Here is a 13,824-nt window from a genome sequence, read left to right as displayed (position 1 = left end):
CCCGTACTCGTCGGGCGCGGCGGCTTTTTTTCAGCGGCCGGCGATCGCCGGTTCGCGCTTGTCCAGTTCCTTCCTCGCGGCCAGCGGCAGACGCGCGTCGTCCCACTGCGTCAGCCATTCAACTTCCTTCGCGGTGAACACCGGTCCGTAGTTGCGCAACGCGTACTGCAGCGCGTCGACGACGTGATGACGGATGATTTCAGGGGTACGTGCATCGTCCAGCACGAACCGGAGAGCTTCCAGGGTCGACATACTCGTGCTCCGGGTCAGGGAAAACCCTTTATCACACGCCAATAGTCGCGGGCCAACCCGAAAAAAAATCCCGCCGCACGGGCCGGCGCACGCGAGGGCCGCGGATTGCGACCGCGTGATGTCATTTGCGATTGGTTACGTTTGACAGAGAACAGAAAGCCCCGCTTCATCCGAGCGCCGCACGATCCGGCGATATTTTGCGCGCCTGAAGGCAGGTCACGTGGTTCAACATCAATCGGTGAGGTGGGGTGATGATTTCCAGGTTCATCAAGCAACGGAAAATGGCGGCGATGGTGGCGGGTGCGCTGGCGCTCGCCAGCGCGGGCGTGCATGCGGCGCAACAGGACGGCAACGCTCAGGGCGGGGACAACGGCCGGGCGAGCCGCGTCGTGAAGCACGTGCTGCTGCTGAGCATCGACGGCCTGCACGAACAGGATCTCGCGCGCTGCATCGGCGCGAATACGTGTCCGAACATCGCGGTGCTCGCGAAGAGCGGTGTGACGTATGCGAATGCGTATACGCCGGGCCTGTCGGATTCGTTCCCGGGCCTCGCCGCGCTCGTGACGGGCGGCTCGCCGAAGACGGCCGGCCTGTTCTACGACGTGTCGTACGACCGCAACCTGTACGCGCCGAGTGACACCACGTGCTCGGGCAAGCAGGGCTGGAACGTCGTGTTCGACGAGACGACCGGCATCGATGCGCAGAACGGCGGCGCGCTCGTGCACCTCGACGGCGGCGGCGCGTTCAATCCGCAGGCGATCCCGCATGCGAAGGTCAACGGTCAGTGCGTGCCGGTCTACCCGCACAACTACGTGAAGACCAACACGGTGTTCGAGGCGGTGAAGGCCGGCGTGCCGAATGCGCGCACCGCGTGGGCCGACAAGCACGCGTGGGGCTACGACTGGCTGAACGGCCCGTCGGGCACCGGCGTCGACGACCTGATGCGCACCGAGATCAATTCGATCGACCCGGCGACCAACACCGCGTACACCGACGTCTATTCGCACACCGCGCGCTTCGACAACCTGCACGTGCAGGCGCTGATCAACCAGATCGGCGGCCGCGATTCGACCGGCACGAAGATCGCACCGGTGCCGACGCTGTTCGGCGCGAACTTCCAGACGCTGAGCGTCGCGCAGAAGGCGCCGGTCGCGAAGGGCGGCGGCTATCTCGACGCCGATTTCACGCCGAACGGGCAGGTCGCGAACGCGATCACGTATGTCGACGACGCGATCGGGCATGTCGTCGCGGCGCTGAAGCAGGCGAACCTGTATTCGTCGACGGCCGTGATCGTCACGTCGAAGCACGGCCAGTCGCCGAGCGATCACACGAGGCTCGTGAAGAACGGCGACACGCTGACGAAGCTGCTCGAAGCGAACAACTTCCTCGACCCGAACGGCAACTTCGGCCAGAACAACACGACGACGGGCAACCTGAACGACGGTTCGGGCCTGGTCGGCACGGGCTTCGTGCAGACTGACGACGTCGGGCTGATCTGGCTGCGCGACCGCAGCCAGCGCACGGCCGTCGTGCAGACGCTGAAGGCGAACCTCGGCTGCAACGCGCCGGGGATCTGCGCGGACGGCCCGCAGGCGTACGTGCTGTACGGCGCGGCGCTCGCCGAGCGCTTCGGCGATCCGGCCAACGGCCGCACGCCGGACATCGTCGTCCAGCCGAATCCGGGCGTGATCTACACGTCGAGCACGAAGAAGGACGAGGAGCACGGCGGCAACGCGCCGGACGACAGCCACCTCGGCCTGCTCGTGTCGTATCCGGGCATTCATCGTGCGCGCACGGTGAACGACCTCGTCGGCACGAAGCAGGTCGCGCCGACGATCCTCGCGCTGCTCGGCGCCGACCCGCGCCTGCTGCAGGCGGTCGTGGCCGAGAACACGCGCGTGCTGCCGGGGCTCGGTATCGGGCGTTGAGCGTGGGGAAGGGCGGTGCGTCCGCGGCATGACGCGGGCGTTTCGGAAGTTGAGTGGGGTGAACGCGGCGCCGGGCGGATCACGGCGCCGCGATGCCGGTGCATGGCTTGAATTCAGGCGCGTGCACCGGCATATTCGTCGCGCATCACCCGTTCAACGACGTACCGAGAGGACCGCTCATGCGCCTGCTGCTTGCCCTGCTGCTTCCGTGGTTCCAGTTCTTCACGATCGGCCGCCCGATCGCCGGGATTATCTGCCTGCTCCTGCAACTCACGGTCATCGGCTGGTTGCCGGCCGCGATCTGGTCGGTGTATGCGCTGAGCCAGTACAAGACCGATCGCAAGATCGACGCGGCGCTGCGCGGGCGGCCGTAGACGCGCAATGCGCGGTGGGGTGATTCAGCCGCGTGGTTCGTATTTCGGTAAAAATCTATATTTCTTATTCACATCGACGATGTGATTTATATAGATTTCTGCCTAAATGGCGGATGCCCGACGCATCTGGCCGAAGCTGCGGCCCAATGACAAAGCGGCCGCCCGGTCCATCGTTCGACCGGGCGGCCGCTTTACCTACTTCACCGCAAACAGCGTCAGGTTCATGAAGATCTTGAACGCATAGCCGAGCGTGACCGCGCCGATCACGCCGCCCGCCCACAGGACGACGAACCACATCCAGCCGCGCATCCGCGGCCGCGGCGCCTCGGGTGGGCGATCGGCGGAATCAGTGGTGGTAGTAATGCTGGTCTTCATGGCGCACCTTGCCTCGGAATACCCAGTAACCCATCGTCGTGTAGGCGATGATGATCGGGAGGATAACCGCTGCGCCGACCAGCGTGAAGGTCTGGCTCGAACGCGGCGCCGCCGCTTCCCAGATCGTCATCGTCTGCGGAATCGCATACGGGAACAGCGTGACGAGCAGGCCGACGTAGCCGAGCAGCACCAGCGCCAGCGCGAGCACGAACGGCGTCATGTCGTGCCGGTCGCGCACCGCGCGACGCATCCACGCCGCGCACGCGGCGACCAGGAACGGCACCGGCAGCAGGCGCCAGAACAACCCCGAATCGAACCAGCGCTGCGCGATGGCCGGGTCCTGCAGCGGCGTCCACAGGCTGACGATCGCGATGAAGCCGAGCAGCACGACGGTCAGCGGCCACACGACGCGATGCAGGCGGCGCTGCAGGTCGCCTTCGGTCTTCGCGACGAGCCAGCAGCAGCCGAGCAGCGCATAGGTCACGATCAGGCCGAGGCCGGTCAGCAGGCTGAACGGCGTGAGCCAGTCGAACGCGCCGCCGGCATACACGCCGTCCTTCACGTCGATGCCCTGCAGGAACGCGCCGAGCGCGATGCCCTGGAACAGCGTCGCGCCGGCCGAGCCGCCGATGAACGCGAGATCCCACAGCTGTTTCGTGCGGCGCGCCTTCGCGCGGATCTCGAACGACACGCCGCGGAAGATCAGGCACACCAGCATGAAGATCAGCGGCAGGTACAGCGCCGACAGCACGGTCGAATAGACGACCGGGAACACCGCGAACAGCCCGGCGCCGCCGAGCACGAGCCACGTTTCGTTGCCGTCCCACACGGGCGCGACCGTGTTCATCATCAGGTCGCGTTCCTTCTCGTCCGGGAAGAACGGGAAGACGATGCCGATGCCGAGGTCGAAGCCGTCGAGCACGACGTACATGAAAAGCCCCAATGCGATGATCGCGGCCCAGATTACGGTGACGTCCATAGGTTTTCTCGTAAGCGAAAGGAATGGGCTCAGACGGTCTCGATCAGCTCGTCGACGGCCGACATCGGGCGGCGCGCGGTGTGATCGGGGCGCGTATCGGGTTCGTCGTCGTGCTTGACGTCGGGCAGCGCGGGGCCGGCCTTCATCAGCTTCAGCATGTAGTACACGCCGGTGCCGAACACGAGGAAGTACACGATCACGAACGTCATCATCGACAGGCTGACCTGCTGCACCGACAGCGGCGACACGGCTTCCGCAGTGCGCTTCACGCCATACACGACCCACGGCTGGCGGCCGGCTTCGGTCGTCACCCAGCCCGCGAGCAGCGACACGAAACCGGTCGGGCCCATCGCGAGCGCGAAGCGCTGGAACCCCTTCGATTCATACAGGCGGCCGCGGCGGCGCAGCAGCCAGGCGAGCGCGGCGAGGCCGATCATCGCGAAGCCGAGGCCGACCATGATCCGGAAGCTCCAGAACACGACCGTCGAATTCGGGCGGTCTTCCGGCGGAAAGTCCTTCAGACCGCGGATCTCGCCGTCCCAGCTGTGCGTGAGGATCAGGCTGCCGAGGTGCGGCACCTTCACCGCGTAGCGGGTCGTTTCCGCCTGCATGTCCGGAATGCCGAACAGGTTCAGCGCGGTACCGCCCTTTTCGGTTTCCCACAGCCCTTCGATCGCGGCGATCTTCGCGGGCTGGTGCTTCAGCGTGTTGATGCCGTGCTGGTCGCCGATCACGGCCTGCAGCGGCGCGAGCACGAGCAGCAGCCACAGCGCCATCGAGAACATCTTTTTCACGCCCTTGTCGCGGCGACCCTTCAGCAGGTGCCACGCACCCGTCGCGGCCACCACCAGCGCGGCGACGATGAACGCGGCGATCGCCATGTGGAACAGGCGGTACGGGAACGACGGGTTGAAGATGATCGCGAACCAGTCGGTCGGCACGACGCGGCCGTCGACGATCTCGAAGCCCTGCGGCGTCTGCATCCAGCTGTTCGATGCGAGGATCCAGAACGTCGAGATTAGCGTGCCGATCGCGACCATCAGCGTCGCGCCGAAGTGCGCGCGCGGGCTCACGCGGTTCCAGCCGAACAGCATGATGCCGAGGAAGCCGGCTTCGAGGAAGAACGCGGTCATGACCTCGTACATCAGCAGCGGGCCGGTGACGGCGCCGGCGAAGCTCGAGAAGCCCGACCAGTTGGTGCCGAACTGATAGCTCATCACGACGCCGGAGACGACGCCCATCCCGAACGCGACCGCGAAGATCTTCGACCAGAACAGGCAGAGCGTTTTGTAGTACTGCTTGCCGGTCTTGAGCCAGCGATATTCGAGCACGGCGATGAAGCTGGCGAGGCCGATGCTCAGCGCCGGAAAGACGATGTGAAAGGAGACGGTGAACGCGAATTGCAGGCGGGCCAGATCGAGGGCCGAAAGTGCGGTGTCCATACCAGATGACCGAGGCTGACGATACCCGCCGGCGGGTGCCGGCGGACCCCGGCGGACAGGCGTCGGGGTTGGCTGGAGTATGTGCCGCGATGTTGCACCGCGAAATGCGCCAACTCGTCGCAGATGTCCAGTCCGTCGCGCGCGATTTCGGGATAAATCGTTGATTCGTATCAAGAACGTCGTTCGCGGCGCGCGCGGTCGCGGCGTGGCGGTCTGACGCACGTGCGTCAATATGGCGCGTCGCGTCATCGGAACGGTTTTGCGCAGACGAAAACCGTGTGCCGGGACGGCGATCGGTTTCGATGCGTTAAACGCGTAACGCGAGCGTTCGAACGGGCGGGGCGTCTGTCACACGGGTAACGTCGCGCAACATTCGCGCGCCGGCCCGTAATGGATCCCCGAGCGCGTGCGGCGTAGCGTTCGGGATGCCTGGTTCGGATCGCCGAACCGGCCTGCCGGAGAACGTGACGTGAATGGATTGAAGCTCGCGCTGGGCGCGGCGGCCGCGCTCGCGGTCGCGACGGGCGGCGTGGCGCATGCCGCCCGGGTCGGGGTCTATATCGGCCCCGGCTACCCGTATTACGCCCCGGTCGTCCCTGCGCCGTACTACTACCCGCCGCCCGTCGTCGCGGTGCCGGTCGCTCCGCCGCCGCCCGAGTATGTCGAGAAGGGGCAGCCGCAGGACGACGGCGACGCGGACCTCTGGTACTACTGCGACGCGTCGAAGCATTACTACCCGCATGTGAAGACCTGCAAGTCGGGCTGGCGCGCGGTGCCGGCGCGGCCGCAATGACGGAGGCGCGACGATGAACACCGTATTTCGACCGCTGCGCGTGCCGGCCGTTCTGGCGCTGGCCGCGCTGCTCGGCGCGTGCGCCTACCTGCCGAGCGGGCCGAGCGTGATGGCGCTGCCGGGCACCGGCAAGTCGTTCGACCAGTTCCGCGCGGATGACGGCAGTTGCCGGCAGTATGCGTTCCAGCAATCGGGCAGCGCGAGCGCCGGGCAGGCGTCGACCGCGAGCGCGGTCGGCAGCGCGGCCGTCGGCACCGCGCTCGGCGCGGCGGCCGGCGCCGCGTTCAACGGCGGCACCGGCGCGGCGGTCGGCGCGGGCGCGGGGCTGCTCGCGGGCAGCGTCGTCGGTGCGGGCGCCGCGCAGGGTTCGGCCTACGACGTTCAGCGCCGCTACGACTATGCGTATCTGCAGTGCATGTATGCGACCGGCAACCGTGTGCCGGTGCCGGGCGGCATGAGCGGGGGGAGCGGCGGCGGGTATGGCGGTAGCGGATACGGCACGGCGCCGCGCGCGGCGCCGCCGATGCCGCCGGCGGGCGTCCAGCCGCCGCCGCCGCGATACTGATCCGCGCGATCGCGTGCCTCCATCGGCACGCGCTGCGTGAATTGCGTACACTCTGAGTCTCGTTTTCGGCAGGGCCGGACGCAGGGATGCCGGCTCGCGTTTTCTCAGGGCACAGCGATGATCGATTTACGCAGCGATACCGTGACACGTCCGAGCCAGGCGATGCTGGCTGCAATGACCGCCGCCGAAACCGGCGACGACGTCTGGGGCGACGACCCGACCGTCCTGCGCCTGCAGGCGGTGACGGCCGAGCGGGCCGGCAAGGAAGCCGGCCTGTTTTTCCCGAGCGGCACGCAGAGCAACCTGGCCGCGCTGATGTCGCATTGCGAGCGCGGCGACGAGTACATCGTCGGCCAACTCGCGCACACCTACAAGTACGAAGGCGGCGGCGCGGCCGTGCTCGGCAGCATCCAGCCGCAACCGATCGAGAACGCGCCGGACGGCACGCTGCCGCTTGCGAAGATCGCTGCGGCGATCAAGCCGCTCGACAATCACTTTGCCCGCACGCGCCTGCTCGCGCTCGAAAACACGATCGGCGGCCAGGTCTTGCCGGAAGGCTATGTGCAGGAAGCCGTCGCGTTCGCGCGCAGCCGCGGGCTGTCCACGCATCTCGACGGCGCGCGCGTCTGCAATGCGGCGGTTGCATCGGGTCGCCCGATCGCCGCGTTGTGCGCGCCGTTCGACACCGTGTCGATCTGCTTCTCGAAAGGGCTCGGTGCGCCGGTCGGCTCGGTGCTGGTCGGCAGCCGTGCGCTGATCGAGCGCGCGCAGCGCTGGCGCAAGGTGCTGGGCGGCGGGATGCGGCAGTCGGGCATTCTCGCGGCGGCGTGCCTGTATGCGCTCGATCACAACGTCGAGCGGCTCGCGGACGATCACGCGAATGCCGCGCATCTCGCCGAAGGGCTCGCGCGCATCGACTCGGTGAAGGTGCTGTCGCATGCGACGAACATGGTGTTCGCGCAATTCCCCGAAGCCGATTGCGCGCCGCTCGAGGCATGGCTCAAGGAACGCGGGATTCTCACGCAGATGCTGTATGCGTCGCGCTTCGTCACCCACTGCGACGTGTCGCGCGCGGACATCGACACGTTCCTCGGCGCGGTCGGCGAGTACTTCTCGCAGCGGCGCGCGTGAAGCGGAGTGCGTCGGCCGGCGACGGGCCGGCGCGACGTGGCATGACGCAGGACGCGGAGGGTTGACGCGGCGCGTCGTCGGTCGATCGTTGCCGTGCCGGCGGATTACGCCTGCCGCGGCGTGTCGGCGGGCGGCGTGCCGTCGTGGAACAGCGATTTCAGCTGCGTGCGCAGTTCGGCGCTGTCGGTGTGCTGGTGGACCGAGACCGCGTGTTGCACGGCGGCCTCCAGCAGTTCGTTGTCGGAGTCGGCGGAAATCGCGACCGAGCAATGCATCGCGCTGGGAAACTCGCGGCAATCGATATAGCGGCGGGACATGATGTTCTCCTCACATGAAAGGGAACGGCCGGACCTGGACGATCGGCCGCGCGGCGCGTTCGCGAGGCCGATGGAAAAAGTATAGGCGGCGCGGCCGACTTTCTCGTCGGAGTGCGTATCGCGCCGGCCGACCGTATCGATCGCCGGCGCGGCTGCCGGCGCGTTACGGCAGCGGCGCGAGCAACCGGCGCGCCGCTTCGACGACCCGCTCCGACAGCGACGCCATCGTCGGCGACTGCACGGTCCACGCGTGCCAGTACAGCGTGACGTCGGTCGGATGCGCGGGCGCGAGATCGACGAGCCCCTGCGTATCGAGCGGTGCGGTGCCGATCAGCGGCTCCGGCACCATCGCGTAGCCGAGCGCGTGCCGCACGGCCGCGAAGTGCGCATGAGTGCCCGGCACGTAATGGCACGGGTAGGCGCCGTCCGGCAGCCCGAACTTCTCCTTCAGAAACGACGATTGCAGCGTGTCGCGCCGCGAATACGCGACGACGGGGGCCTTGCGTGCGCTCGTGCGGTTCAGCCCGCGCGGAAACCAGCGCACCGCGAACGCGGCGGCCGCGAGCAGCCGGTAGCGCATCGTGCCGAGCGGCGTCGCGATGCAGCCGCGCATCGGCTTCGGCTCGGTCGTCACGCAGCCGACCGCCATTCCGCTTTCCAGCAGCGCGAACGTGTGATCCTGATCCTCGACGATCAGCTCGAACAGGATCCGCTCGCCGGCGAGCACGGACGTCAGCGCGGGCAGGAACCAGGTGCCGAGGCTGTCGGCGTTCAGCGCGATCGTCACGGAGATCGGCGATTCGCGTTCGGTCGCGAGCGTGCTCTGCAGGTCGGCCTGCAGCAGCGCGACGCGGCGCAGGTGCTGCAGCACGCGCTGTCCGGCCACCGTCGGGCGGCACGGCCGCGTGCGCAGCACGAGCGGCGTGCCGAGGCTCGCTTCCAGCGCGCGGACCCGCTGCGTGACGGCGGACGCGGTCACGTGCAGGCGCACGGCCGCCTGCTCGAAGCTGCCGGTGTCGGCGACGGCCAGCAGCGCGGCGGCCTGCTTCGGATCGATCGTCATCGACATGTCGGGGGCATTCCTGTGAGCGGAGACGAGAACAGGCCGTAGTGTAAGGCAGCGTGGGCCGCCGTCCCGGCGCGGCGAATCGTCCCGCCGTGGGATTCGTCGTCGGAATCGGTTGCCGCGAATGGGGGCGCGGCGGCGCGGGCATTTTGATCTACGCTGTATGCATGCGCGAAACGCGGCGGCGATGTCGTCATGCCGATGCCGGTGCCCGACGACGACAGGCGGCACACGAGCCCGGCTACACTCCACTGAAGAACAAGCGACGGAGCAACCGAGCCATGATCTTCCGGCAACTTTTCGACCCGCAATCGTCGACGTACACGTATCTGCTCGCCGATAGCGCATCGCGCGAGGCGCTGTTGATCGATCCGGTGTTCGAGCAGGTACGCCGCGACGCGGCGCTGCTCGACGAACTCGGGCTGCGGCTCGTCGCGACCGTCGACACGCACGTGCATGCCGATCACGTGACGGGCGCCTGGCTGCTGAAGCAGCGCACCGGCAGCGCGATCGCGATCTCGGCCGCGAGCGGCGCGCAAGGCGCCGACCGCTACCTGAACGACGGCGACCGCTGTGCGTTCGGTTCACGCTACCTGACCGTGCGCGCGACGCCCGGCCACACGAGCGGCTGCATCAGCCTCGTGCTCGACGACGAATCGATGGCGTTCACCGGCGATTGCCTGCTGATCCGCGGCACCGGCCGCACCGACTTCCAGCAGGGCGACCCGCGCGCGCTGTATCGCGCGGTGCACGGCCGGCTCTTCACGCTGCCGGCCGCGTGCCTGCTGTACCCGGCGCACGACTATCGCGGGCTCACGGTGACGAGCGTCGGCGAGGAGCGGCGCTTCAACCCGCGCCTCGGCGGCGATCTCAGCGAGGACGATTTCGCGGGCTACATGCGCAACCTCGGGCTCGCGCATCCGCGTCAGATCGACGTCGCGGTGCCGGCGAACCTGCAGTGCGGGGTCGCCGCGAACGCGCCCGATGCGCAGGCGGCAGCCGACTGGGCGCCGCTCGTCTATACGTTCGCCGGCTTCTGGGAAATCGATCCGCAATGGCTCGAGGATCATCTGCCGGCCGTGCAGGTCGTCGACGTGCGCGAGCCGGACGAATTCACCGGTCCGCTCGGCCATCTGCCGGGCGCGACGCCGATCCCGCTCGGCGAACTGGCCGCGCGCACCGGCGAGATCGCGCGCGACCGGCCGGTCGTGACCGTATGCCGGGCCGGCGGGCGCTCCGCGCAGGCGACCGTGATCCTCAGGAAGGCCGGCTTCGACGCGGTCGCGAATCTCGGCGGCGGGATGCTGCGCTGGCGCGCGGAAGGGCGTGTCGTGATGGACGGCCGATCGTAGCGGCCCAGGCAGTCCTTCGAAAAAATGTCGGACCGATGTCGAAACGGCCGGGCGCCGTTCGTCGTCAAGGTATCCGATCACGTGGCGCCGCACGACGCGGCGCCGAAACCCAGAGAGACCCCACGATGATGCCGACGCTTTACGCCCATCCCTTTTCGTCCTACTGCCAGAAGGTGCTGACCGCGCTATACGAGAACGGCACGCCGTTCGACTATCGCGTGCTCGCGCAAGACGACCCGAAGCCGATGCAGGAACTGGCCGCGCTGTGGCCGCTGAAGCGCTTCCCGGTGCTCGTCGACGCGGGCCGCACGGTGATCGAGGCGTCGATCATCATCGAATATCTCGGCCTGAACCATCCGGGCCCGGTGCGCCTGCTGCCCGACGATCCGCGCGCCGCGCTCGAGGTGCGGACGATGGACCGCTTCTTCGACAACTACGTGGCGACGCCGCAGCAGAAGGTCGTGTTCGATGCGCTGCGGCCGGAAGCCGAGCGCGATGCGCGCGGGGTGGCCGATGCGCGCGCGATGCTCGAGACGTCGTATGCGTGGCTCGACAGGACGATGGCCGAGCGCGAATGGGCGGCCGGCGACCATTTCAGCCTCGCCGATTGCGGCGCGGCGCCGTTCCTGTTCTACGCGGACTGGACGCACCGGATCGATCCGGCGTTCGCGAACGTGATCGCGTACCGCCAGCGTCTGCTCGCGCGGCCGTCGTTTGCGCGGGCGGTCGACGAGGCGCGGCCGTATCGTTCGTTCTTTCCGCTCGGTGCACCTGATCGCGACTGACGGGTGCGGCCGTCGCACGGCGCGCGGCCGCCGCGCATGGCCGGCAGCGCGCGCCGGGGCGACGGAACGACAGCAGCAGCACCATTGCGCGGCGGCCTGTCACATCGTGCGCGTGGCCGACTGCGCGAGCGTCAGCAGTTCGTCGAACTGCGTGATCAACTCGAAGCACAGCAGGAACGCGAGCGTATAGGCGGGCGCGGGGAAGCGCCGGATCATCTCCAGCACCTGCGGCGCGAAGCGCGAGCGGATTGCGTCGCGCGTCAGCAGCCACGCGATCGCGATGCCGATCGCCGCGCCCGCGATCAGGTCGGTCGGATAGTGAAAGCCGAGATACGCGCGCGGCAGGCAGATGAACACGACCGAATACAGCAGCGCGACGATGCCGACGCGGCGCGCGATGATGAAGATGCCGGTCGCGATCGCCATCCACAGCATCGCGTGATCGCTCGGAAACGAACTCCATGTCTGCAGCGTCGCCGCGCGCAGTCCGGCCGACGGAAAGTGCAGGTGCAGGTCGGGGTTGTAGATCGGCCGTACGCGGAACGGCAGCACCTGGGCGAGCACGCGGCCGACGGCGAGCGCGACGAGCCCGCTCGCGACGGTGGCGACGACCCGTTCGCGTTGCCGTTCGCGGTTAGGGCCGGGCTGGAACCACAGCCAGCACAGCACGGGAATGAGCACGAAGCCCTTGAACGTGTAGAGGCCCGCGATCACGCGGATCGCGTGATTCATCAACGGGCCGAACGTCACGTGGGTGAGGAAGATCTGGATCGTGGTGTCGAAATCGTTCATGTCCTGTGCGACCCGGGCGGACGCGCAGCGCATGACAGGCGGCCGGCTGGATCGGAAAGCGCGCTCGCACGGAGCGCAACGGGGGGCAAGTATGTCACCCGTTATTTCGAAGAAAATGCGAAAAAATACCGGGAATCCCCTGATGCACCGGGCTCGGTGGTGGGGCCGGATGGCAACGCGCCGTACGGTGCGGCAGGGTCGAATCATCCGATGTTTGCGTGCGGACCTGCACGAACGCCGGAAAAATATTTGGGTGAACTGGACAATTCGACCGGCCGGTGCGGACCTTGCGCCGGATGAACGATTGCCGTGCCGGAATGGTGCGAAGCTGCCGGGCGGCGCGGCGTCATGCGCGCGTCGATCAAAAATATAAAAAAAGCGGGCAAGCCTCGTGGGCTTGCCCGCCGGTGCTACGCGACGCCCGATCTCAGTTGCGCCACATCCGCACGACGAGCGCGGCCAGCGACGTCGCGACGGCCAGCGCGGTCACCGCATTCCAGCCCAGTTGCGCGAGCAACGAACTGGCGAGCGCGGCGCCGGCCGCCATCCCGATGAACATGCCGACGAACAGCACCGCGTTGAGGCGGCTGCGCGACGCGGGATCGATCCGGTAGACGATCGACTGGTGCGCGATCAGCGTCGCCTGCACGCCGAGATCGAAGCCGATCGTCGCGACCGCGAGCAGGCCGAGCTGCGCATGCGGCGACATCAGCGGCGCGGCGGCCATCGACGCGAACGACGCCGTCGCGATGCCGATCCCGATGCGCGTGACGCGCTCGGGGCCGTGATGGTCGGCCAGGCGTCCGGCAATCGGCGCGGCCAGCGCGCCGGCGGCGCCCGCAAGGCCGAACGCACCGGCGGCCGCGCTGCCGAGATGGAACGGCGCACCGTGCAGCATCACCGCGAGCGTCGACCAGAACGCGCTGAAGCCGACGGCCAGCAGCCCCTGCGCGAGGGCGGCGCGGCGCAGGGCCGAATGCTCGCGCCACAACGCGCCGAGCGAGCCGATCAGCGCGCGATACGGCAGCTGCGTGGTCGGCGCGAAACGCGGCAACCCGCGTGCGGCCACGGCGCCGATCGCGGCGACGCTGACCGCCGCGAGCGCGAACATCGCGCGCCAGCCGGCCGTCTCGGCGATGAACCCGGCCACGACGCGCGACAGCAGGATGCCGAGCAGCAACCCGGTCATCACCGTGCCGACGATGCGGCCGCGATGCGCGTCGTGCGCGAGCGTCGCGGCGGCCGGCACGACGTCCTGCGCCATCGTCGCGGCGAGGCCGATCGCGAAGCTCGCCGCGAGCAGCAGCCCGAGCGATGGCGCGACGGCCGCCAGCAGCAGCGCGACGACCAGCGCGGCGGCCTTGGTGACGATCACGCGGCGTCGGTCGAAGCGGTCGCCGAGCGGCGCGAGCAGCAGGATGCCGAGTGCATAGCCGAGCTGCGTGAGCGTCGGCACGAAACCGATCGCGCGCGCCGACGCGCCGAGATCGGGTGCGAGCGCGCCGAGCATCGGCTGCGCGTAGTAGAGCGGGGCGACGCCGAGGCCGGCGGCGGCCGCGAGCAGCAGCACGAGCCGGCGATCGGGCATCGAATGGGCGGCCGGATGGGCCGGAGCGTGCGCCACGCGGGGCGCGGTATCGAGACGGGCAGGGGTGGACATCGCGTACATCCTC

Annotated in this window: 15 protein-coding genes; 7 read left to right on the top strand and 8 right to left on the bottom strand. The window is 68.2% G+C overall.

The annotated features are described in order from the left end of the window. Positions 1-30 precede the first annotated feature (30 nt). The gene (locus tag H0X90_RS16015) at positions 31-252 is read right to left on the bottom strand and encodes a hypothetical protein (protein WP_034203178.1); all 222 of its coding nucleotides are present in this window, start codon (positions 250-252) and stop codon (positions 31-33) included. A gap of 251 nt (positions 253-503) precedes the next feature. On the opposite strand from H0X90_RS16015, the gene H0X90_RS16010 reads away from it, so the two are divergent. After that, the gene (locus H0X90_RS16010; protein WP_077188716.1) at positions 504-2,180 is read left to right on the top strand and encodes an alkaline phosphatase family protein; all 1,677 of its coding nucleotides are present in this window, start codon (positions 504-506) and stop codon (positions 2,178-2,180) included. Positions 2,181-2,359: 179 nt separating this feature from the next. Beyond that, positions 2,360-2,554, top strand: coding sequence for a YqaE/Pmp3 family membrane protein (locus H0X90_RS16005; RefSeq protein ID WP_006487958.1), 195 nt, complete (start codon positions 2,360-2,362; stop codon positions 2,552-2,554). A gap of 195 nt (positions 2,555-2,749) precedes the next feature. On the opposite strand, the gene H0X90_RS16000 is transcribed toward H0X90_RS16005, so the two are convergent. From H0X90_RS16000 to H0X90_RS15990, 3 genes are read right to left on the bottom strand one after another with little or no spacing between them, the layout of a single operon-like run. Then, entirely contained in the window at positions 2,750-2,929 is a 180-nt protein-coding gene (locus tag H0X90_RS16000; RefSeq protein WP_034187692.1) for a hypothetical protein, read from the bottom strand. Beyond that, positions 2,901-3,908: a cytochrome d ubiquinol oxidase subunit II gene (gene cydB / locus H0X90_RS15995; protein ID WP_006494372.1), complete on the bottom strand. Its 1,008-nt coding sequence runs from the start codon at positions 3,906-3,908 to the stop codon at positions 2,901-2,903. Before cydB ends, H0X90_RS16000 begins: the two co-directional genes overlap by 29 nt. Before the next feature lie 29 nt (positions 3,909-3,937). Then, entirely contained in the window at positions 3,938-5,350 is a 1,413-nt protein-coding gene (locus H0X90_RS15990; protein WP_006487971.1) for a cytochrome ubiquinol oxidase subunit I, read from the bottom strand. A 469-nt stretch (positions 5,351-5,819) separates the two neighbouring features. Here H0X90_RS15990 and H0X90_RS15985 point away from each other — a divergent pair, with 469 nt between their 5' ends. The 3 genes from H0X90_RS15985 to ltaE all read left to right on the top strand — a co-directional run bounded on the left by H0X90_RS15985 (position 5,820) and on the right by ltaE (position 7,839). Further along, complete coding sequence (locus H0X90_RS15985) at positions 5,820-6,143, top strand: hypothetical protein (protein WP_006487960.1); 324 nt, start codon at positions 5,820-5,822, stop codon at positions 6,141-6,143. Positions 6,144-6,156: 13 nt separating this feature from the next. Further along, a complete protein-coding gene (locus H0X90_RS15980; protein ID WP_060211038.1) occupies positions 6,157-6,708 on the top strand; it encodes a YMGG-like glycine zipper-containing protein in 552 nt (183 codons plus the stop codon). 117 nt (positions 6,709-6,825) lie between these two features. Next, positions 6,826-7,839 carry a low-specificity L-threonine aldolase gene (gene ltaE, locus H0X90_RS15975; protein ID WP_034203185.1) on the top strand — a complete coding sequence of 338 codons (1,014 nt, stop codon included), beginning with the start codon at positions 6,826-6,828 and terminating at the stop codon, positions 7,837-7,839. 104 nt (positions 7,840-7,943) lie between these two features. Here the strand turns inward: ltaE and H0X90_RS15970 are convergent, their stop codons facing one another. After that, the gene (locus H0X90_RS15970) at positions 7,944-8,156 is read right to left on the bottom strand and encodes a DUF1059 domain-containing protein (protein WP_006480352.1); all 213 of its coding nucleotides are present in this window, start codon (positions 8,154-8,156) and stop codon (positions 7,944-7,946) included. A 163-nt stretch (positions 8,157-8,319) separates the two neighbouring features. Next, the gene (locus H0X90_RS15965) at positions 8,320-9,225 is read right to left on the bottom strand and encodes an HTH-type transcriptional regulator ArgP (RefSeq protein WP_006490811.1); all 906 of its coding nucleotides are present in this window, start codon (positions 9,223-9,225) and stop codon (positions 8,320-8,322) included. 278 nt (positions 9,226-9,503) lie between these two features. On the opposite strand from H0X90_RS15965, the gene H0X90_RS15960 reads away from it, so the two are divergent. Continuing rightward, the gene (locus tag H0X90_RS15960) at positions 9,504-10,574 is read left to right on the top strand and encodes an MBL fold metallo-hydrolase (protein ID WP_006496188.1); all 1,071 of its coding nucleotides are present in this window, start codon (positions 9,504-9,506) and stop codon (positions 10,572-10,574) included. Positions 10,575-10,699: 125 nt separating this feature from the next. Continuing rightward, complete coding sequence (locus H0X90_RS15955; protein ID WP_060265523.1) at positions 10,700-11,359, top strand: glutathione S-transferase family protein; 660 nt, start codon at positions 10,700-10,702, stop codon at positions 11,357-11,359. Positions 11,360-11,458: 99 nt separating this feature from the next. Here H0X90_RS15955 and H0X90_RS15950 read toward each other — a convergent pair whose 3' ends face one another. Next, positions 11,459-12,151, bottom strand: coding sequence for a phosphatase PAP2 family protein (locus H0X90_RS15950; RefSeq protein WP_048987776.1), 693 nt, complete (start codon positions 12,149-12,151; stop codon positions 11,459-11,461). Between the two features lie 427 nt (positions 12,152-12,578). Further along, positions 12,579-13,811, bottom strand: a complete 1,233-nt coding sequence (locus H0X90_RS15945; RefSeq protein ID WP_062885625.1) for an MFS transporter — start codon at positions 13,809-13,811, stop codon at positions 12,579-12,581. Between the last annotated feature and the right edge of the window lie 13 nt (positions 13,812-13,824).

The sequence above is a fragment of the Burkholderia sp. 9775_39 genome (genome assembly GCF_015712225.1).
Taxonomy (GTDB): Bacteria; Pseudomonadota; Gammaproteobacteria; order Burkholderiales; family Burkholderiaceae; genus Burkholderia; species Burkholderia cenocepacia.
Note: the sequence above shows the minus strand (reverse complement) of the source record. Positions and strands in the feature narration are given on the sequence as shown.

Excerpts from the sequence above, each read along its gene's own strand:
- H0X90_RS15960 (WP_006496188.1), top strand. The coding sequence starts at position 9,504 with ATGATCTTCCGGCAACTTTTCGACCCGCAATCGTCGACGTACACGTAT.
- H0X90_RS15950 (WP_048987776.1), bottom strand. The coding sequence starts at position 12,151 with ATGAACGATTTCGACACCACGATCCAGATCTTCCTCACCCACGTGACG.
- H0X90_RS16000 (WP_034187692.1), bottom strand. The coding sequence starts at position 2,929 with ATGAAGACCAGCATTACTACCACCACTGATTCCGCCGATCGCCCACCC.
- H0X90_RS16010 (WP_077188716.1), top strand. The coding sequence starts at position 504 with ATGATTTCCAGGTTCATCAAGCAACGGAAAATGGCGGCGATGGTGGCG.
- H0X90_RS16015 (WP_034203178.1), bottom strand. The coding sequence starts at position 252 with ATGTCGACCCTGGAAGCTCTCCGGTTCGTGCTGGACGATGCACGTACC.
- ltaE (WP_034203185.1), top strand. The coding sequence starts at position 6,826 with ATGATCGATTTACGCAGCGATACCGTGACACGTCCGAGCCAGGCGATG.
- H0X90_RS15945 (WP_062885625.1), bottom strand. The coding sequence starts at position 13,811 with ATGTCCACCCCTGCCCGTCTCGATACCGCGCCCCGCGTGGCGCACGCT.
- H0X90_RS15955 (WP_060265523.1), top strand. The coding sequence starts at position 10,700 with ATGATGCCGACGCTTTACGCCCATCCCTTTTCGTCCTACTGCCAGAAG.
- H0X90_RS15990 (WP_006487971.1), bottom strand. The coding sequence starts at position 5,350 with ATGGACACCGCACTTTCGGCCCTCGATCTGGCCCGCCTGCAATTCGCG.
- H0X90_RS15970 (WP_006480352.1), bottom strand. The coding sequence starts at position 8,156 with ATGTCCCGCCGCTATATCGATTGCCGCGAGTTTCCCAGCGCGATGCAT.
- H0X90_RS15980 (WP_060211038.1), top strand. The coding sequence starts at position 6,157 with ATGAACACCGTATTTCGACCGCTGCGCGTGCCGGCCGTTCTGGCGCTG.
- cydB (WP_006494372.1), bottom strand. The coding sequence starts at position 3,908 with ATGGACGTCACCGTAATCTGGGCCGCGATCATCGCATTGGGGCTTTTC.
- H0X90_RS16005 (WP_006487958.1), top strand. The coding sequence starts at position 2,360 with ATGCGCCTGCTGCTTGCCCTGCTGCTTCCGTGGTTCCAGTTCTTCACG.
- H0X90_RS15965 (WP_006490811.1), bottom strand. The coding sequence starts at position 9,225 with ATGTCGATGACGATCGATCCGAAGCAGGCCGCCGCGCTGCTGGCCGTC.